Raw genomic sequence first — 20428 nt, forward strand, 5'->3', positions numbered from 1 at the left:
ATGACAAGCAACAACACAACACAAAGTACAAAAGATGTTTCATCTGAAGCTTTAGATTGGGCTGTAATTCAAAAGGATATGAAAAATAAGCTAGGTAGCGATATATATGAAAGCTGGCTTAGAAAGATAGACTTTGTTGAAGAGATGAATAGCTATGTCTTACTTTCGGTTTCTACTAGATTTATTCGAGACTGGATTACTTCAAGATATTTAGACCAAATTTTACAAATAGTAAAAATGTATAAGAAAGATTTAACAAGAATAGAGTTTAAGATTATTGAAAAAAATTCTGAAAATGAGATAGAAAATAATTTTACTAAAAATGAAAATAATGAAAACGTATCATTCATTAAAGATACATACTTGCAATATAACAGAATAGACCCAAATAAAAGATTTGATAATTTTATAACAGGAACAAGTAATAAACTTGCCTATGAAGCATCCATGAAAGTTTCAGAAAATATTTCTCATTATAATCCACTTTATATTTATGGAGGAGTTGGAATGGGAAAAACACATTTATTAAATTCAATTGGTCTTTCATTAAAAGAAAAAAACAAAGTTATGTTTATTTCTGCTGAGAGATTTATGTATCAGTTTGTAAAATCAATCAAATCTAATGATATGGTGAAGTTTAAAGAGTATTTTAGAAATACTGACATATTATTGATAGACGATATTCAATTCATGAATGGTAAAGAAGCAATGCAAGAAGAGTTTTTTCATACGTTTAATGCACTATTAGATAAAGGCTCACAAGTTATAATCTCTGCCGATAGAGCTCCGAACAAATTATCAAGAATCCAAGATAGAATTAAATCAAGATTTGCTGGAGGTCTTGTTGTAGATATACAAAAACCTGACTATGAACTTAGAAGTAAAATTGTTAAACAAAAAACAGAGGAACTAAGCATTTTTTACTCAAATCAAGTAAATATTTCAGAAGAAATACAAAAATTTATAAGCACAGAAATAACCACAAGTATTAGAGAGTTAGTAGGAGCAATTAATAGAGTTGTTTCTTTTTCAAGAATTTACAACAAAGTTCCAAATTTATCAGAGGTTAAAGTAGTTTTAAAAGATCTATTAAATATTGGAGAAAACAAAGTAACAATAGATTTAATACAATCAACCGTATGTAAGTTCTTCAAAATTAGTAAAAGTGAGATGCTTTCTTCAAGAAGATCTAGATATCTTGTAAGACCAAGACAAACAGCAATATATTTAACAAAAATTTTGACATCTAAGTCATTACCTGAAATTGGAAGAGAATTTTCTAATAGAGATCATACAACAATCATTCATTCAGTTAAAACCATTGAAAAATTGAAGGAAAAAGATCCAGAAATGACAAACAATATTAATAATCTAAAAAATCAGATATTGTATAATAAAGAAAATGAAATTTAACGTTAATCAACAAGATCTGCAACAAGCACTTAATTATTGCCAAGGCGTAATTGAAAAAAGAAGCACACTCCCTATTTTGTCAAATGTTTTATTAAATGCGAGTAATTCTAACCTAACAATTACAGCAACCGATTTAGATTTAATATTTATTCATCAAATTAACAATGTAGAAGTTATAGAAGAAGGAAACACAACTACCACGTCATCTATTATGTATGACATCATAAGAAAATTTTCGTCAGGAAAAAAAATTAATTTATCTTTAACAGACGTTAGCAAACTTCAAGTTGAGTCTGAAAAGTCTGTTTTTAATTTAAATTGTATTAGTGCATCTGAGTTTCCACTAACAGATGAAAACTTTAATCAAAATGAATTTTCTATAAAATCAAAACAATTATTGAAATTATTGAATAAATGTAAATTTTCAGTTTCAAATGATGAAACAAGACACTATTTAAGTGGAATTTTTTTTCATCAAACACAAACTGAAGATAAAAATTTTTTAACAGCAGCAGCTACAGACAGTCATAGAATGTCTATTTCAAAAATAAGATTAGACCAGCAAGTAGATTTTGAACCAATAATACTTCCTAAAAAAACAATTTTTCAACTATGCTCATTGTTAGAAAGTTATGATGGTGATGTTAAAATTTCAAATATTAAATCTAAAATAAAATTTGAATTAAATAATAGTATATTAATATCTAAGTTAATTGATGGAAAATTTCCAAATTATATTCAGGTAATACCTAAGAATAATCAAAAGAAGTTAGAAATAGATTTAAAATTATTTTTAGACTCTGTTGATCGAGTTGCTTCAGTTTCATTAGATAAAAAAGATGGAGTTAAATTTAATTTGTCAAAAGACGTTTTAAACTTATCAGTTAACAACACAAATAGTGGTGATGGAAAAGAAAGTTTAACTGTAAAGTTTGATCATGATCTAGAAATAAGTTTTAATTCTAGATATTTAATTGATGTAGCAGCACAACTTGATGGAGATAAGATTGAAATTTTTTTCAATGATACTGGGTCTCCGGCATTAATTAAAGATCCAGGCGATTTTGACAGTATATTTGTTGTAATGCCTATGAAAGGCTAGCTTAAAGTATCAAGTTCAGTATAAATAGTTTTTTCCAATTCTTTTGTAAAAATTTCCTTGCTTAGTCCAGGTTCAATAGGTTTTAAAATTGAAACAGTTAGAGTGGTATTAATTTTTTTCCAACCATGTTTTGGCCAGGTATTACCAGAATTGATTGCGATTGGTTGGCATGGAATATTTAATTCTTCATAAATTCTACCAGATCCTTTTTTAAAAGGAGTTCTATCTTCTGCAGAAAGTCTTGTTCCTTGTGGAAAAATTATTAAAGGTCTTTCAGATAATTTCACTTGTTTAGAAATATCATCGAAAAAACCTAAGTTTTCTTTAGAAATTTTATTTCTTTTAATTGAAATTGACCCTATTTTTTTTAAATACCAGCCAAATATAGGAATCATTAGCAATTCTTTTTTTAAAATAAAAACAGGAGAATTAAAAATAGTTTGTAAAAAAAAAGTTTCAAACATTGACTGGTGTGAAGCAGCTATAAAAAATTTTTTTCCTCTAATTATGTTTTCTCTACCTTTAATGATTATCTTTGTTGATAAAAATATTTTTAAACATAAAGAAGTCCAAAAGCCCATAATTTTTCCACCAAATAAAACTATTTTTTTTGGTAGTAAAATTGCTGGCAAGAAAATTATGGAAATTAAAACTATTCCTAAGAAAAAAAATAATGAAAATAAAAAATTTCTTATCATATTAATCAAAAACTAAATCAAATCTTTTAGTTTTTGTCTTTTTTTAATAATATTAATCTTTGATCCTTTAATTATTAATTCTGCTGGTTTTGGTCTTACATTGTAATTTGAGCTTAGTGACATTCCATAAGCTCCAACATCACACATTATCACAAGATCTTTTTCTTTTAATTTCTGAAAACCTTTTATAGTTGTAAATTTGTCTGTACTTTCACAAATTGGTCCTACAAATTCATAAGTTTTGTTTGAAATTCTATTATTTTTTACTACAGGTATAGTTTGGTGATTTGCACCATATAATGCAGGTCTCATAAGATCATTCATTGCAACATCTAATATGATGAAATCTTTTTTAGTATTTTCTTTTATATAAATAACTTGAGAAATTAAAAATCCAATATTACCGACTATAGATCGACCAGGTTCAAATATTATTTTTGTTTTTTGGTCCTTTAAAAATTTTTGTATAGCAATGTTATATTTTTGATAGTTAAGTTTTTTACTATTTTTTTCATAAGAAATACCCATGCCCCCACCTAGATCAATAAATTCAAAGATATGACCACTTTTTTTTATTATTTTATTCACTACATTGAGCATTTTTTCATATGGTTTGTGATCTAAAATTTGACTACCAATATGAACACTTAAGCATTTAAGGTTAATATTTTTAGAATGATTTGTAAAATTTACTAATTCAAAAAAAGTTTTTTCATCTACACCAAATTTATTTTCTTTTTTTCCAGTTGAAATTTGTTTTAATGTCTTAGCATCTGTATTGGGATTAAGTCTAATACCTATATTAACTATTTTTTTTTTTGATTTTGCAATTTTTTCAATTTCAATAATTTCACTTTTAGACTCAGCATTTATTAATAAAATTTTTTTATCAATTGCATAACTTATTTCTTTTGAAGTTTTACCCACGCCCGAAAAAACAATTTTTTTTGGGTCTATACCTGCTTTTAGAGCCATCATTAACTCACCCATTGAAACAACATCAGCACCTAGCCCTAATTTTCTAATTTCTCTTATCAGATTTACATTAGTATTGGATTTGACAGCAAAACAAATCAATGGAGAAAAAGAGCTAAAATTTTTTTTAAAATTTTTTATATTTTCTGTTAGCCGTTTGTGTGAATAACAATAAGTTGGTGTACCAAACTTTTTTGCTATTTTTTGAACATTAACTTTTTCAATTGTTAAGTTTTTATTTATATATTTCATCAATCTACTGACTTTGGAAAAACCATTTCATTCCCCTCATATTGAGGATCTCCTTTTTTTCCACATGAAAACAAGAAAGAACAAATTATAAAAATTAAAATTAGTTTTTTTATCATTTTACATCTTTTTATATTTCATTATCATTTTTTTGATATTATCAAAAGATGTTCCACCATAAGATTTTTTAGAGTTAACAGAGTTTTTCACATTAAATATCTTTAAAACTTCAATTGTGAGCCTTGGTTCAATTTTCTTTAGTTCGTCAATATTTAATTCATTCAATTTTTTCTTTTTTTTCTCTGCATAATTCACAATAGAAGCTGTAGTTTGATACGCTTTTCTAAATGGCATTGAATGATTTTTAACAAGATAGTCAGCTAAGTCAGTAGCTGTAATATAGCCTGAGTTAGCAAGGTCTAACATTTGTTGTTTATTAGGCTTTAGATTTTTTAAAACCTCATTAAGAATAGCAATACTATTATTAAGGATTTCATTAGATTTGAAGAGTATTTCTTTGTCATCTTGAAGATCTTTAAAATAAGATATGGGAAGTCCTTTAAGAATTGTCAGCATTGAAAATAAATTTCCATAAACCATTCCAGTTTTACCTCTTAAGTATTCTAACAAATCGGGATTCTTCTTTTGAGGCATTATCGAAGAACCAGTTACCACTTTATCTGAAAGTGCAATTAAGTTGAATCCATCAGAGTTCCAAATAATAAGCTCTTCAGCAATTCTTGAAATATGCATTGAACAAACAGAAGCGCTATATAAAAAATCTAGAACAAAATCTCTATCTGCAACAGTATCGATTGAATTATTTGTTGGTCTTTTAAAGCCTAGTTTTTTTGAAGTAAAATTTCTGTCAATATTAAAAGAAGTACCTGTTAAAGCGGCAACACCCAAAGGATTTTCTGATAAACTTTCTAAATTATAGGTAAATCTTTTTTTGTCCCTATTAAACATTTCTACATAAGACATTAAATAATGCGCAAAAGATACAGCTTGTGCATTTTTTAAATGAGTAAACCCAGGCATTATGGTTTCAATATTTTTTTCTGAAATTTTGAGAATGGTTTTAATAATATTGTCTAAATTCTTATTAATTTCTTTAGTTGCTGAAGTCGTCCACATTTTAAAATCAGTAATTACCTGATCATTTCTAGATCTAGCCGTGTGAACATATCCAGCCTCTTCTCCTATAATTTGAAATAATCTTTTTTCAATATTCATATGAATATCTTCATATTTTTTATTATATTCAAATTTATTTTTTAAAATTTCTTTCTCAATTTTATTAAGTCCAAAAATTATCTTATTCTTAATTTTAAAAGAAATAATTTTTTGTCTAAATAACATCTCAACATGTGCGATTGATCCTAAAATATCTTCTTGAAAAAGCTTTTTATCAATATCTATTGAATTACCAACTTTTTGAAACAAAGTTGAGGCATCTTTCTTTATTCTTGATCCCCATATTGCCATATTGTTTTTATTTTTTACCATGATAATTAATTATACATATTTAGCATGAAATTATTATTAATATTTATCTACCTAATAACTAGCAACATTAGTTATGCACTAGAAAAACCTAATATAAAAAATTTAGTTTTATCAAAAAATACAAAAATATATGAGGGAGTAGTTTTTAAAGACTCAAATAATTATGATGTAAATTTAGATGATTTTAAAGGAAAATTGTTAATATTGAATTTTTGGGCTACTTGGTGTGCTCCTTGCAGAGAGGAGATGCCATCTCTAGATGACTTACAGTCAAATAGTAATTTTGATAACTTAAAAATTTTTCCTATTAATATTGGTCAGGAAAATTTCTCTAAATCAGATTCTTTTTTTAGAGAACTAAATATTCAAAATCTAGAGATATATTTTGATGCACCAATTACTTTGGCTAAAAAATTTTCTTTAAGGGGAGTTCCTACAACTATTTTATTTAATAAAAAAGGTGAAGAGTTTGGGCGTATTATGGGATCTATTGATTTTAATAATTTGGATTTTATTAATTGGCTAAAACAATACGATTAATCTTTAAAGAAATAAGCAAAACTAACCAATGCTACTATAGCAATGAATTGCAGCAACACTCTTAGCTGCATCAGTTTATTCGAATATTTTTTGCTAGTTTCGCCACCTTTGAACAAAGTTCCAATTCCTAAGATCAAGACGACTGCTACAACTATTAAAAGCACAATACCTAAAATTTTAACTAATGTTCCTGTTATCATGAAACTATTGTAGAATAATTTTTGATAAAAAAAACATAATAAAAACATCTATGACACTTTGTCTATCAACTACAATTATTAAGCCAGGAAAAGATATACCAATTAAAAATGCTATTATTTTACTGCACGGTTATGGGGGTGATGGGAAAGACATAAGTATGTTGACCTTAAATTGGAAAAGATTTTTGCCTAATACTATTTTTTTATGTCCAGATGGTCATGAAGAATGTAAAATTAACCCAGCAGGTTTTCAATGGTTTGATTTAACTAAAGATGATCCAAGTTATATTCTAGAAGAATCTAAAAAAGCAGAAAATAAACTCCGAAAATATATTGAAGAAGTTAAAAGTGAATATAATCTTAATAATTCTCAAATTTGCTTATCAGGATTTAGTCAAGGATGCATGATGTCTATTAATTTAGGTTTAACTAGCAATCAAAATTATAATTGTATTGTTGGTTTTTCTGGTAAGATAATTAATCAAGATGATCTTAGTATGAGAAAATCTTCTTCTACTAAAATGCTATTGATACATGGTGATCAAGACGCAGTTGTGTCACCAACATTTTTATTAGAGGCAAAAGATTTCCTAATTAGAAATAATATTGAAATTGAAACCAAAATGATAAAGAATTGTGAACATCATATTCCTATAGAGGCATCAAGCGCGGCTTTAAATTATATTAAAAATAACTTTCAAATATAATTAAATTCTATTTATTGATAAATTATTTTTTTTCAGTTAGAGTTTTTTATAATGATTTTTAACGATCAGAATTTGTCTTTAGAAAAATGTCCTGCGCTAGTGTTAAATGCAGATTATAGACCTTTAAGTTATTATCCATTGTCTTTATGGAGCTGGCAAGATTCTATAAAATCTGTTTTTTTGGATAGAGTTGTTATAGTTAGTAATTATGACAGAGTTATTAGGAGCCCATCGTTTAATATGAGATTACCAAGTGTTATTGCATTAAAAAGTTTTATAAAACCACAGTCTAATCCTAGCTTCACAAGATTTAATGTTTTTTTAAGAGATAAATTTTCATGTCAATACTGTGGAAGTGGTGAAGATCTTACTTTTGATCATTTACTTCCAAGATCCAAAGGTGGACAAACCAACTGGGATAATGTTGTAACTGCTTGTTCTTCATGCAATGTAAAAAAAGGTGGAAGGTTATTAAAAAATTTGGATATGAGCTTAAATCAAAAGCCATATCAGCCATCTACAGAAGACCTACATAAAAATGGTAAAAATTTCCCACCAAATTTCCTACACAAGAGCTGGATGGATTATTTGTATTGGGATGTTGAGTTAGAAGCTTAATTAAATTTTCTCAGAAATATTAATAGCAATTTTTGATCCAGTTTTAATTAATTTATCCAGAATAGAATACATTCCTTTTTTAGTTGCACCTTCTTTATAGGCTATATCTTTATGGTGCAGCTCATCTTCTCTAAATTTAATTATTTTTTCTTTTAATTTTTTCTCATCATTTTCTAATTCATTAATTTGATTTAGATAATGTTCGTCAATTACTTCTTCCACTGAGGCAGTGCATAGCATAGCAGCTTTTTTCCCCAGCATTGTTGAGCCAAAACCAAGTCCTACACCAAGCAAATCCCATAAAGGTAAAAACTTTGTAGGTTTTATATTTCTTTTTTTAATTTCATTTTCAAAATATTCACAGTGTTCTTTTTCGTGAATTTTCATTTCTTCAATTTTCTTTTTAAGGTTTTCATCTTTAACAAACGTATTTAGAGCTAGTAATTGGCCTTCATAAATCTTTATTGCACCTCGTTCACCTGCGTGATCAACTCGAATAAATTCTTTTACTTTTTCTTTATTTGTTTTTTTCATAAGTTAAGAAAAGTTTTATAGTTATAGTTGTGATTATTAAAGAGATAAAAATATTTATTGTAGCAAGAGATAATCCTAAAATTTTAAACGTTGCATCTTTACAGCTAACTGTAACCTCTTTTAGCTGATTTAGAAGAGCTTCTTTAGTCAAATCTGCGTTATTAGAATTTAGGTCACAAACTAAAGACTCTTTTATAAAGCCTTGCTCTATTCCAAAATGATAGAACGAAATAGTGAATGCTATAATAAATGTAATACTTAAAATTATTAAAAAAAATCTTTCAAACTTTTGAATAAAAATAAAAAGTAAAATTATAACTATTGAAACAACGTAAGGTATTCTTTCAATTAAACAAAGATTGCACGGTTGATGACCCAAAATATGTTCAATAAAATAGGCTGTTAAAAGAGCAAAAATACTGAATAACAATATAAGATGAAGTGTAGTTTTTCGGTTAATCATGTTTGTGTTATTTAATTGCAAAATATATTAGGGTAAAAATTAATACAATTATAATACCTAAAATTGTAAACCATTTTGCAGCATCAGTTTTCATAAACTTGCTAAAAATATCACCAAATTTATATGATAGGTATGAGACGATAAAAAATCTTAACCCTCTAGAAAATAGACAAATAATGAAAAATATAGGCAAATTAAAACCAATCATACCACTTGTTATTGTGAATACTTTAAAGGGCAAAGGCGTAAACCCAGCAAGAAATAATGTAACAAGCCACACATAAAGACCACTTCCCTCAGATAAGCTATTTTTAAGATTAATTACCTTTTCTTCATAATTATAAAATTCTACCACAATCATTCCAAGATCAAAAAAATAAGATCCAATGAAATATCCAAGGATACCTCCAAGTGAAGAAAATAAAGTAGCTATTAAAAAAATTTTTAAGTAATCATTTTTTTTTGCAATAACCATTGGAGCAATCATAACGTCAGGTGGGATTGGAAAAAAAGAACTTTCAGTAAAAGATAAAATTGCAAGATAAGTATTTGACTTCTTGTGAGCAGCAAGTTTTAAAGTTTTTTGATATAATTCATTAAGCATTTTTTTGTTTTTAATATAAATTATGCTCTTATACTATTTAATTTTATAGTTATAATAAGAAAAACAAAGGGCGAGTGGCGGAACTGGTAGACGCGCACGACTCAAAATCGTGTTTCGCAAGAAGTGAGAGTTCGATTCTCTCTTCGCCCACCAATATTTTATGAAAATAAACAAAATTAATAATTTATTAGAACTATTTTATAAACAGTATCTTACACAAGATAAAACAAGTGTGTTTTTACAGTCCTTAAAAGAAGTTGAAAAAAAATATTCTTGGGAGGATGTGTATTCAAATGTCATTAAACTTTCTGAAGAAATATCAAGATATATAAAAAAAGGTGATAGATGCTTGTTAATATCAGAAAATAGACCAGAGTGGATGATATCAGATTTATCTATTATGCTTTCAGAGGGCATAACAGTTCCGGCTTATACAACTTATGTAGAAAGAGACTATGAGTATATAATTGATGACTGCACTCCGACTGTTTTAATCATTTCTGATAAGACACAGTATTTAAAAGTAAAAAATATTATACCTAAAAAAAAATTTATAAAAAAAATAATTTTTTTTGATGCAATTGAAGAATTTGACCAAGAACTTCATGTAAGTATTAATCAAATTTTTGCAAATAAAAACTTTAATTCCTTAAATTTTTCTGAATTAAAAATTCAAAGAAAAGATGTTGCTTGTATAATTTATACATCTGGTACCCAGGGAAATCCAAAAGGAGTTGTATTAAGCCATGGTGGAATTTTAAATAATTGTGAGGGAGCCCTTGGTTTATTAAAAGAGTTTGTCTCAAAAAAACCTAAATTTTTGACATGGTTACCCCTTTCTCATTCATATGAACATACAGTTCAATTTGTTCAAATAGTCGTGGGAGCACAGGTATTCTATGCTGAGAGTATAGAAAAACTTATAAAAAATATGGAAAATTGTTCACCTGAGATAATGACGGCAGTTCCTAGATTTTATCAAAATTTACATCAAAAAATAAATACTAATTTTAGTAAAGCTACAGGAATAAAAAAATTCTTAATCAATCAAACCATCAAACTTGGAAATAAGAAATTAAATAGAGTGCAATTTTCATTAATAGAAAGTTTAATAAATTTTGTTTGTGATCTTTTAGTACGAAAGAAAATCAAAGAACAATTTGGTGGAAATTTAAAGGCATTTATTTCAGGAGGAGGAGCGCTAGACAAAGAAGTGGGTTGCTTTTTAAATGCAATTGGTCTCCCAACGTTACAAGGGTACGGATTAACCGAAACATCTCCAGTAGTAAGCTGTAATTCTATTAATGAAATCAGGGTAGAAACTGTGGGCAAACCATTTAGGGGAAATTTAGTTAAAATTGCAAATGATGGTGAGATTCTGGTTAAAGGAGAAAATGTGATGTTGGGTTACTGGAATAATGAAGAAGAAACAAATAAAGTTTTAAAGAATGGATGGTTATCTACAGGTGACATTGGAGAGTTTGATGGCGAGTTTTTAAAAATAACAGATAGAAAAAAAGATATAATTATAACTCCAGGTGGAGATAATATTTCTCCAATCAAAATAGAGAGCGATTTAAATAAATCTAATTACATAGAGCAAAGTTTAGTTTATGGTGACAACAAACCTTATCTAGTTTGTTTAATTGTTTTAAGCTCAGAATATAAAAATATAAAGAATGAAGAAATTAAAATAGAAATAGAAAAACTAAATAAAAATTTAAGTAAAATAGAAAAAATAAAAAAGTTTTTTGTAATTAAAAATCAATTTACAATTGAAAACAATATGATGACCCCTACTTTAAAATTAAAAAGATATAAAATTATAAAAACTTATCAAAATGAGTTAGAAAAACTTTTTAATTAATTTTTATAAAAGACATTATAAGTCGCATAAATGTTAATGTTTTTTACTTAACAAAAATTTTAAATAAAAATTTTTTTTAAAAAATAAATTAGTAATTTGCCAATTAATTAATGAATTGACATCACTTGCATAAAAAAATAAAAATAAGTTAACAGCGAATCACTTTGATTCGTTTAACTTAAACAGGGAGCTAAAGATGGCTACAAGAAAAAAAGCTAAAAAAGCTAAAAAGAAAACTAAGAAAAAAGCTAAAAAAGCTAAAAAAGCGAAGAAAAGAAAAAGATAGTATCTTAGACTTTTCAAAAAACGCTTCTCATAACGTTATGTGTGAGAGGCGTTTTTTTTTGCCCTAATTTTTAATCCTCAGTATCGGTAATTGGCTCTGAGTCTGTGTCAGATTCTGTGATAGGTTCTTTAATCTTAGTTGGTGCAGCCATAGCTTTTGCTTGGCCCTCCAAATTTCTCTTTAAAGCTTTATCTAATTTTTTCTGGGTATCTTCTAATGATACACCCATCACTATTTGAAATTCAGATAAAATTCTTTCATAAGCTTTTTCAAACAACTGTCTTTCACTGTATGATTGATCAACCATTAAGTCGTCACCTTTATTTAAATCTCTAACAACTTCTGCAAGCTCATAGATTTTGCCTGAAGAAATCTTTGCTTCATATTCCTGTGCTCTTCTACTCCACATAGATCTTTTAATTTTTGGCTTGCTTTTTAAAATAGATATACATTTATTGACCTGATTTATTGTTGCAAGAGGTCTAAGATGAGATTGCTTATTTACAGGAACCATGCCATTGGCTTTGTCTTTTTCAAATTTAAGAACATAAGTTTCAACATCAATTCCACCAATGTTAATTTTTTTAAACTCTGTAATTTGGCCAACACCATGTTTTGGATAAACAACATAATCTTTAACCTTATATTCTCTTTTTTCTGTTTCTTGTTTTTTTACCTTTTTAATTTCAGGTTTAACTTCATTACTTTTTGAAATTCTTAAATTATCAGTTTTTATTTCTACTTTTTCTGGAACAACTTTTTTAGAGACTGTTTTTAAATTTTTTTTAATTTTAGTTGGAGTTGCTTTTATTGTTTTAGTTTTTTTTACTGGAATTTTTTTTTTTACAACTTTAGCTTTAGGAAGCGTAGGCTTTTTTGCTACCTTTGTTTTAGTTTTTTTTTTTACTTTTTTCGCAGGAGTTTTTTTAAAGATTTTCGCTAAAATATTTGTCGTACTTGTTTTCTTCATTTTTATATTTTTCATTATCCTCTGGAGGATCTTTTTTAATAGTTATATTTGGCCAAATTTCAGAATACTTTGTATTTAGTTCAAGCCATTTTTCGCTCCCAGACTCAGTATCTGCTACTATCGCATCTACTGGACATTCTGGCTCGCAAACGCCACAATCTATACACTCCTCCGGTTTAATTACAAGCATATTTTTGCCTTCATAAAAGCAATCAACAGGACAGACTTCAACGCAGTCCATTAGTTTACACTTAATACATTTATCATTTACAACGTATGTCATTTTCCCAATTCACTTTTTACTTTTAACTTTAATTCTCCCATTGTCTTAGCATCCACATATAGTAAACCCGAGAGTCTTCTCATTAAGTTTGTTTCATAAATGTCAGCACTATCGTTTGAATAGATGATTTTCCATAATGACTCAATTATTTTAATTTTATCAGAATCTGGAACATTTTTTACTTCTCTCGTAAAATCTAATATTTGATTTGAGCTATCTTCAACAATTATTGCTTCAGACATAATTTTATCAATCTCAGAGATCGGCGCGCCTAAATCAATAAGCGTTTCTTTAATAATATCTTCTTCTTTTTTTTCATAGGCCTCATCTATTTTTGCTGCATGAATTAGCAAGGCAGCAATTTTAGAATAAGAGTTATCCTGAGGTTCATTTTTTCCTTTATTTTTAAAGAAGCTAATCATTAATTCAAATTTAAGTTTTTCAATACTTTAAATGGGCTGTTTGAAGTATCTATTTTTTTAAAAGTTTTTTTAATTTGTTTTTTTGGATTATATCTAAAATACATATCATTGTCTTTTTCTAAAGTTTTATAATTCATTTTTTCAATCAATTTCTTAAAGTTATCTTTACTACATCCTAATAAATTAAGCATCTCTGGTACTAGTTTAATTTCTTTATCCTTTTCAGGGCTAGCATTAATAATTAGCACAAACAATCTTTCTAGAATGTCAATCCTAACAAAATAATTATCAAAATTTTCAAATCCACATAAAAGCATAAATTTTTTATTTCTTCTATTTTTGTCATCTAAAAAATTTAGACCAAACGTAGGTGGTGTTAACTCAAAATATTTTTGGTTAAAATTTTTCCATAATAAAGTTCTTAAAGAAACTGCTTCAGGTTTTAATAGTTTGAATAAAAAAACATGATAACGCCCAAACTTTACCCCCAAGTCTCTTAAAATTTTTCTTTCATCTTGCCCAAGTTTTTTTAAGTATTCGGTAACCATTTCTCTTTTAACTACACCATTGTTTTCATACAATTGATAAGCTAAAGCTTTAATGGATGAGTTACTTTCTTTTAAATTTCTTAGATCAATTAAACTTTTTAGTACTAAATTAATTTTTTCATTAACCCATTTTTCAATAAATTCTGATAATTTTTGTTTGTCATTATTATCTAAAAGATCATCTACTATTAAAAGTATATCTGGATTTAAATAATCTTTTCCAGCTACTAATTTTGCAATAGGAAAATTTTTCCAATAGATTTTAAAATCATCTTTTAATTCAATTAGACCTGTTTCTATGATTATCTGAACTCTTTTTTGAAGCTCGGGCCCCACAGTCTGTCTTGCTGCCTTTTTCAATGATTTAATGTCAGTTTCTAAAGCCCCAACCTTTAAGTCCATTTCAAATTTTAGACCTTTTAAATCACCAATAAACTGCTCATCAATTATTACTTTATCGTTTTCCATTATTTCAGTTTTAAAATCCATATCTTGGTTTAAGCCTCGTGCGAGTACACTGGCTCGTTTATCAATAAATGTTTTTGTAAGCTCTTCATGTAGTCTATCTGATAATCTATCTTCTAATAGTTTTGTTTTTTCTATCCAATAATCTTGGTTTTCAACCCAATTAATTTTATTAGAAACATATGACCAAGTTCTAACATTTGCAATTCTATTTGACAAAGAATCTACATTTCCTTCTAATTTATCTAATTTCATCAACTGTAATCTCATATAATCATTGGTAATTTTGCCATCATTGCTATTTAAAAAATTGAATACCTTGCCAACAACTTCAATATGATTTCCATATGTTTTTTTCACAAAGTCTGGAATTTGACAACACTCCCAAAGTAATTCAAGTGTTTCTCTATTGTTTTCAATTTTGTTACCTTCCATATCTTTTAAAAAATATTTTAATACTTTTTCATCTCCACACTCGTGTATTTTCCTTAACCAATCTTTATTGGGTTTTTCTTCAAGTGATCTAATTAAACTTAAAGCGTTATTAAAATTTAAATTAGAATTTCTCCAAAATAACATTCTAATTTCTTCAAATTTATGATTTTCAAGTAATTCTACTTCCTCAGCTGAAATATCTTTGCAGTCTCCAGTTACTCCAAAACTACCATCATTTAAATATCTACCTGCTCTTCCAGCAATTTGCCCAATCTCAGACATATTAAGACGTCTTAATTTTTTACCATCAAATTTTTTAAGGTTTGAAAAATATACATTTTCTAAATCCATATTAATTCCCATACCAATTGCATCTGTTGCAACTAGGAAATCAACATCTCCTGATTGATATAATTCAACCTGTGCATTTCTTGTTTTTGGACTTAGAGAACCCATAACAATAGCTGCTCCACCTTTTTGCCTACGTACAAGTTCTGCAATTGCATAAACCTCTTCAGTTGAAAAAGCTATTATTGCAGTTTTTCTATTTATTCTTGATATTTTTTTATGTCCTACGTAGGTAAGTTTAGAAAGTCTTTCTCTATTTATAAATTCAGTGTCTTCATTCAATTTATTGACTATATTTTTTATAGTACTAGAGCCCATAAACATCGTTAGTTTTTCGCCACGAAGATTTAACAATCTATCAGTAAAAATATGACCTCTCTCATGATCTGCACACATTTGTATTTCATCAATACCCACAAAATCTAAATGCTTATTGATTGGCATCGATTCTACTGTGCAAAGAAAATATTTTGCATTAGGAGGAATTATTTTCTCTTCACCCGTGATTAATGCAACTTTATCAGAGCTTATTTTTTTTATAATTTTGTCATATACCTCTCGTGCAAGTAAACGTAATGGAAATCCAATCATTCCCGAGTCAAAAGAAAGCATTGTTTCTATTGCAAGATACGTTTTGCCGGTATTTGTTGGACCAAGAACAGCTGTAATTTTATTTTTAGACATTTCTATTGATGGTACCTTAAATTTTTACTCCACCACATATTGTTGTCCATAAAGAACAAAAATAGGTTAAAACATGACCGAATCGTAGGGGCTAAAGTTCTCATTTACTCATTATACACCAATTAATTTAACATATTAAAAAACAATTCTGTATTAGTATTTTGTAACAAAGTTATGAATAAAAAATTGTGGGAAGCATCAAATGGGCAGAAAAAAAAATCTCTTTTATCGAGTTATGAGCAGTTCATTTCAAAAAGATACAAAAAAAATTTTAATCAAAAATATGAAAGCATTCTAAAATGGAGTATTAAAAATCCGGGTGATTTCTGGAGTTCTATTTGGGATTTTTCTGAAGTTAAGGGACTTAAGAGCAAAATTAAGATTAAAAAATCAAAAATATTTTATAAAAATAAATTTTTACCAAATTCAAAGCTAAACTTTGCTGAAAATATACTATCAAAAAATAATAAGGATAAAGCAATAACATTTGTTAGTGAGAATGGTTTTCGAGAAGAAAGAAGCTGGCACGAACTAAACCTTAATGTAAGTAAAATATCTAAATTTTTAAAAGGTATTAATATTAAAAAAAAAGACAGGGTTGCAGCATATATGCCTAATACTATTGAGACAGTTGAGGCATTTATAGCCTCTTCCTCTTTAGGAGCAATATGGTCTTCATGCTCACCAGATTTTGGGGTTAAAGGGGTAGTAGAACGTTTTTCACAAATTAACCCTAAAGTTCTATTTGTAGTAGATAAGTATTTTTATAACGGAAAAATAATAAATACTTTAGAAAGAGTTCCTCTAATTTTAAAAGAGATACCTTCTATTAAATATGTCGTCATTGCTAATTATCCAGGAGAAAAATACTTAGAAAATAAATACTCATATAAAAAAGCAAAAGTACTTAAATGGAGTGAGTTAATGAAACAAGAATCTGAAGAGTTTCAATTTTCTAAATTTAATTTTGAACAAGATCTTGCAATCTTATATTCAAGTGGAACCACAGGAAAGCCAAAGTGCATATGTCATAGGAGTGGAGGAGTTTTGCTTCAGCATAAAAAAGAGCATCAGCTTCATTGTGATATCAGAGAAGGTGATAATGTTTTTTATTTTACTACTTGTGGATGGATGATGTGGAACTGGCTAGTTAGTGTCTTAGCTTCAAAAGCATCTATCGTTTTATTTGACGGATCGCCAATGTATAAAAAAGATGATTTACTATTAAAAATAGCTGAAAAAGAAAAAATTACTTTATTTGGCATTAGTGCAAAATATGTTGATGCTCTTCGTAAATCTAAGCCTACTTTAAAATATAACTATAAATTATCAAAATTAAGAACAATTTGCTCTACTGGATCTCCATTATCAAATGATGGATTTAAATATGTATACGAGAATATAAAAAAAAATGTTCATTTATCTTCTATCTCTGGGGGTACAGATATTGTTTCTTGTTTTGTTTTGGGAAACTTATACCAGCCTGTAATTTTGGGTGAAATACAAAATAAAGGTTTGGGTATGAATGTTGATGTTTTTAATGAAAAGGGCGAGTCTTTAAAAAATAAAAAAGGAGAGTTGGTTTGCAAAAATCCCTTCCCATCAATGCCTTTAAAATTTTGGAATGATAAAAATGATATTAAATTTAAAAAAGCATATTTTAATAATTTTTTGAACACATGGTACCACGGTGACTACGCAGAGATAAAAAAAGGAGGTGGCTTTATTATTCATGGAAGATCAGATACGACACTAAACCCTGGAGGAGTAAGACTCGGAACTGCTGAAATATATTCTGAAGTAGAAAAGTTTGTAGAAATCAAAGAGTCCATTGTTGTTGGTCAAGCATGGGATAATGACGTCAGAATAATTTTGTTTATAGTTTTAAACCCTAAACACGTGGTGAACGAAGATTTATTGAAAAAAATTAGAACACAAATTAGAAAAAATGCATCCCCAAGACATGTACCATCTAAAATTATAGTAGTTGATGATATTCCAAGAACTAAAAATGGAAAAATAGTTGAACTAGCTGTAAAAAATACAATAGAAGGAAATGAAATTAAAAATAAAGAAGCTCTAGCAAACCCAACAGTTTTAGAAGAATATAGAAATTTAAAGGAATTAAATTATTAAATGTTAAAAAATATAGTTAAAGGTTTAGAACCATCCTCTACTTTAAAAATTAATGAAATCTCTAGAAAACTAGAAGATAAAGGTGAAAAAATATTTAAATTTGGATTTGGCCAATCTCCATTCCAAATACCAACTGATATTGTTAATGCGTTAAAAGATAACGCCTATCAAAATAAATATTTACCAATGCAAGGTCTTAATGAGCTTAGAGACGCTGTTGCAAAATATACATCAGTTAAAAAAGATTATAATTACAAACCTGAAAATGTAATTATAGGCCCTGGCTCAAAAGAACTGATGTTTTTACTTCATATTTTATTTGATGGAGAAATAATATTGCCAGCACCAAGTTGGGTTTCTTATGCCCCCCAAGCAATTCTTGGAAGAAATAAAATTCAATCAATTCAAACAAAAAGAGAAAATAATTGGTTTCCTACTGGATCTGAAATTGAAGAGGTTATTTTAAAGGATAAAAATAAAAACTATTTATTATTTTTGAATTCACCAAATAATCCATCAGGACAGATTTGTAAAAATCTAGAAGAAATTAGTGAGATTGCCAAAAAATATAATCTTATTATTTTATCAGATGAAATTTATTCTGAGTTGAGTTTTGATGAAGGGTTCAAATCTATTTCAAGTTTTTGTCCTGAAAAAACTATTATCAGCACAGGTTTAAGTAAATGGTGTGGTGCAGGTGGGTGGAGATTAGGTTATTTTATAGTTCCAGATTCTTTAAATATTTTAAAAAATTCAATTAATGTTTTGGCTAGTGAAACTTTTTCTGCTGTCAGTGCACCAATTCAATATGCTGCAATTACTGCTTATACAAGTGATCATAGCAAATATATTGATAGTTCTAAAAATATTCTTAAAGCAGTTGGTAACTATGTTTATGAGAATTTGAAGTCAAATAAAGTTTTAATTAATAAACCTCAAGGTGGATTTTATCTTATGCCAGAATTTTTGAATAAAAAATTTAATTCATCCTCAGAAATGTGTGACAATATCTTAAAGGAAACAGGTGTAGCATTATTACCAGGATCAGATTTTGGTTTTGAGAAAAATAAGATGTTAGCAAGATTAAGCTTTACTGATTTTGATGGTCAAAATTTTATGAATCATTCTCAAAATGAAAAAAAAATTGATGATAATTTAATTTTAAAACTTGCTCCCAAAATAGTAGAGGGTGTTGATAAGTTAAAAAAATGGTCAACATCAACATAAATACTAGGCTATACATAACTACTTAATTATTGTTTAATTTAATTAATAAAAATAACGACTTAGAGGAGAGAATATGAAAAAAATAATAACATCTCTATCAAGTGCTCTACTAATCTTTGTTGCATCTTTATCTTTTACTGGTGTTGCAAAATCTGCAGAGTTCTTCACGATAGGAACAGGCGGACCAACTGGAGTATATTTCCAAACTGGTAACGCAATTTGCAAAATGCTTCATAAATCAGCAATAGCAAAAGAACATGGAAGAAAAAAAGGTATAGATAAAGCTTACAGATGTACTGCGCCTTCAACTGGTGGATCAAATTATAATATTGGTCAAATCGCAGCAGGTGAATTTCAATTTGGTGTAGCTCAGTCTGACTGGCAATATCACGCTGTTAATGGATCTAGCAAATGGGAAGGAAAACAGTACAAAGGATTAAGAGCTGTTTTTTCAGTTCACAACGAACCTTTTCAAATTTGGGCTAGAAAAAAAGCAAAAATCAAAGATTTTGCTGGTCTTAAAGGAAAAGTTGTAAATATTGGTAACCCAGGTTCTGGTCAAAGAGGAACTATGGAAGAACTTATGAAAGCAAAAGGTGTTGATAATAGTTTCTTTAAATCAATTACTGAATTAACTTCATCTGAGCAAGTAAAAGCTTTGTGTGACGGTAAAATTGATGCTTTTGGTTATTCTGTAGGATTTCCAAATGGAGCTATGGAGCAAGCAGCAACTTGTGCAGCTAAAGCTTCACCTATCAACTTAACAGGTCCTGAAGTTAAAGCATTAATTAGTGGTGCTGATTACTATGCGCAAGCTGTAATTCCAAAAGGAACTTACACAGGACAAAAAAAGGATGCGACCACTTTTGGTGTTAAAGCTACTGTTGTAACTAGTAATATGGTTGAAGCAGACCTTGTTTATCTAGTAGTAAAAGCAGTATTTGAAAATTTTGATGATTTCAAAAAACAACATCCTGCTTTCTCTTCACTTAAAAAAGAAGATATGATTGCTGATGGTTTATCAGCTCCATTACATGAAGGTGCTAAAAGATACTATAAAGAAGCTGGATTAATGTAATCCAAATTCATAATTAAATTAAAAGGCCTGATATATTTATTGGGCCTTTTTTTTGTAATAAGGTATC

Annotated in this window: 20 protein-coding genes and 1 tRNA gene; 10 read left to right on the forward strand and 11 right to left on the reverse strand. The window is 27.9% G+C overall.

Annotation, left to right across the window (positions count from 1 at the left end; genetic code table 11):
• A complete protein-coding gene (dnaA, locus tag AC5SLT_RS00005) occupies positions 1-1413 on the forward strand; it encodes a chromosomal replication initiator protein DnaA (protein WP_494591890.1) in 1413 nt (470 codons plus the stop codon).
• The gene (gene dnaN, locus AC5SLT_RS00010) at positions 1403-2515 is read left to right on the forward strand and encodes a DNA polymerase III subunit beta (RefSeq protein WP_271480398.1); all 1113 of its coding nucleotides are present in this window, start codon (positions 1403-1405) and stop codon (positions 2513-2515) included. Before dnaA ends, dnaN begins: the two co-directional genes overlap by 11 nt.
• Here the strand turns inward: dnaN and AC5SLT_RS00015 are convergent.
• The 3 genes from AC5SLT_RS00015 to argH form a co-directional block, all read right to left on the reverse strand.
• A complete protein-coding gene (locus AC5SLT_RS00015) occupies positions 2512-3213 on the reverse strand; it encodes a lysophospholipid acyltransferase family protein (RefSeq protein ID WP_011281690.1) in 702 nt (233 codons plus the stop codon). The genes dnaN and AC5SLT_RS00015 overlap by 4 nt on opposite strands.
• A 12-nt stretch (positions 3214-3225) precedes the next feature.
• A complete protein-coding gene (lysA, locus tag AC5SLT_RS00020; protein ID WP_494591892.1) occupies positions 3226-4440 on the reverse strand; it encodes a diaminopimelate decarboxylase in 1215 nt (404 codons plus the stop codon).
• Between the two features lie 117 nt (positions 4441-4557).
• Positions 4558-5946 (reverse strand): argininosuccinate lyase, encoded by a 1389-nt coding sequence (gene argH / locus AC5SLT_RS00025; protein WP_020169007.1) that lies wholly within the window; start codon positions 5944-5946, stop codon positions 4558-4560.
• Between the two features lie 24 nt (positions 5947-5970).
• On the opposite strand from argH, the gene AC5SLT_RS00030 reads away from it, so the two are divergent.
• Complete coding sequence (locus AC5SLT_RS00030) at positions 5971-6486, forward strand: TlpA family protein disulfide reductase (protein WP_006997492.1); 516 nt, start codon at positions 5971-5973, stop codon at positions 6484-6486.
• Here AC5SLT_RS00030 and AC5SLT_RS00035 read toward each other — a convergent pair.
• The gene (locus tag AC5SLT_RS00035) at positions 6483-6686 is read right to left on the reverse strand and encodes a twin transmembrane helix small protein (RefSeq protein WP_018413748.1); all 204 of its coding nucleotides are present in this window, start codon (positions 6684-6686) and stop codon (positions 6483-6485) included. The two genes, AC5SLT_RS00030 and AC5SLT_RS00035, sit on opposite strands and share 4 nt — an antisense overlap.
• A 50-nt stretch (positions 6687-6736) precedes the next feature.
• On the opposite strand from AC5SLT_RS00035, the gene AC5SLT_RS00040 reads away from it, so the two are divergent.
• Together AC5SLT_RS00040 and AC5SLT_RS00045 are read left to right on the forward strand one after the other, a co-directional pair.
• Positions 6737-7393 (forward strand): alpha/beta hydrolase, encoded by a 657-nt coding sequence (locus AC5SLT_RS00040; protein ID WP_494591894.1) that lies wholly within the window; start codon positions 6737-6739, stop codon positions 7391-7393.
• Between the two features lie 51 nt (positions 7394-7444).
• The gene (locus tag AC5SLT_RS00045) at positions 7445-8011 is read left to right on the forward strand and encodes an HNH endonuclease (RefSeq protein ID WP_006997489.1); all 567 of its coding nucleotides are present in this window, start codon (positions 7445-7447) and stop codon (positions 8009-8011) included.
• Here the strand turns inward: AC5SLT_RS00045 and AC5SLT_RS00050 are convergent, their stop codons facing one another.
• From AC5SLT_RS00050 to AC5SLT_RS00060, 3 genes are read right to left on the reverse strand one after another with little or no spacing between them, the layout of a single operon-like run.
• On the reverse strand, positions 8012-8545 hold the full coding sequence (locus AC5SLT_RS00050) for a demethoxyubiquinone hydroxylase family protein (protein ID WP_006997488.1): 534 nt from the start codon (positions 8543-8545) through the stop codon (positions 8012-8014). It lies immediately after the preceding gene.
• On the reverse strand, positions 8529-9008 hold the full coding sequence (locus tag AC5SLT_RS00055; RefSeq protein WP_494576920.1) for a disulfide bond formation protein B: 480 nt from the start codon (positions 9006-9008) through the stop codon (positions 8529-8531). The genes AC5SLT_RS00050 and AC5SLT_RS00055 overlap by 17 nt, the downstream gene beginning before the upstream one ends.
• A 7-nt stretch (positions 9009-9015) precedes the next feature.
• Positions 9016-9612 carry a YqaA family protein gene (locus tag AC5SLT_RS00060; protein WP_494576921.1) on the reverse strand — a complete coding sequence of 199 codons (597 nt, stop codon included), beginning with the start codon at positions 9610-9612 and terminating at the stop codon, positions 9016-9018.
• A gap of 68 nt (positions 9613-9680) precedes the next feature.
• On the opposite strand from AC5SLT_RS00060, the gene AC5SLT_RS00065 reads away from it, so the two are divergent.
• Positions 9681-9765 (forward strand) — tRNA-Leu (locus tag AC5SLT_RS00065).
• 7 nt (positions 9766-9772) lie between these two features.
• Positions 9773-11479 carry an AMP-dependent synthetase/ligase gene (locus AC5SLT_RS00070; protein ID WP_494591896.1) on the forward strand — a complete coding sequence of 569 codons (1707 nt, stop codon included), beginning with the start codon at positions 9773-9775 and terminating at the stop codon, positions 11477-11479.
• 356 nt (positions 11480-11835) lie between these two features.
• Here AC5SLT_RS00070 and AC5SLT_RS00075 read toward each other — a convergent pair whose 3' ends face one another.
• The 4 genes from AC5SLT_RS00075 to AC5SLT_RS00090 are packed head-to-tail and all read right to left on the reverse strand — an operon-like array spanning position 11836 to position 15920.
• Positions 11836-12750, reverse strand: coding sequence for a CarD family transcriptional regulator (locus tag AC5SLT_RS00075; RefSeq protein ID WP_494591898.1), 915 nt, complete (start codon positions 12748-12750; stop codon positions 11836-11838).
• Entirely contained in the window at positions 12692-13018 is a 327-nt protein-coding gene (gene fdxA / locus AC5SLT_RS00080) for a ferredoxin FdxA (RefSeq protein ID WP_006997482.1), read from the reverse strand. Before fdxA ends, AC5SLT_RS00075 begins: the two co-directional genes overlap by 59 nt.
• The gene (locus AC5SLT_RS00085) at positions 13015-13440 is read right to left on the reverse strand and encodes a tellurite resistance TerB family protein (RefSeq protein WP_494591901.1); all 426 of its coding nucleotides are present in this window, start codon (positions 13438-13440) and stop codon (positions 13015-13017) included. The genes fdxA and AC5SLT_RS00085 overlap by 4 nt, the downstream gene beginning before the upstream one ends.
• Positions 13440-15920: a helicase-related protein gene (locus tag AC5SLT_RS00090; RefSeq protein WP_494591903.1), complete on the reverse strand. Its 2481-nt coding sequence runs from the start codon at positions 15918-15920 to the stop codon at positions 13440-13442. The genes AC5SLT_RS00085 and AC5SLT_RS00090 overlap by 1 nt, the downstream gene beginning before the upstream one ends.
• Positions 15921-16094: 174 nt before the next feature.
• On the opposite strand from AC5SLT_RS00090, the gene AC5SLT_RS00095 reads away from it, so the two are divergent.
• From AC5SLT_RS00095 to AC5SLT_RS00105, 3 genes are all read left to right on the forward strand, one after another.
• Positions 16095-18056: an acetoacetate--CoA ligase gene (locus AC5SLT_RS00095; protein ID WP_494591905.1), complete on the forward strand. Its 1962-nt coding sequence runs from the start codon at positions 16095-16097 to the stop codon at positions 18054-18056.
• Positions 18057-19283, forward strand: coding sequence for a pyridoxal phosphate-dependent aminotransferase (locus AC5SLT_RS00100; protein ID WP_494591907.1), 1227 nt, complete (start codon positions 18057-18059; stop codon positions 19281-19283). It abuts the gene before it with no gap.
• Between the two features lie 73 nt (positions 19284-19356).
• A complete protein-coding gene (locus AC5SLT_RS00105) occupies positions 19357-20361 on the forward strand; it encodes a TAXI family TRAP transporter solute-binding subunit (RefSeq protein WP_494591909.1) in 1005 nt (334 codons plus the stop codon).
• Positions 20362-20428: the final 67 nt, after the last annotated feature.

The sequence above is a fragment of the Candidatus Pelagibacter sp. PS_11 genome (assembly GCF_059417975.1).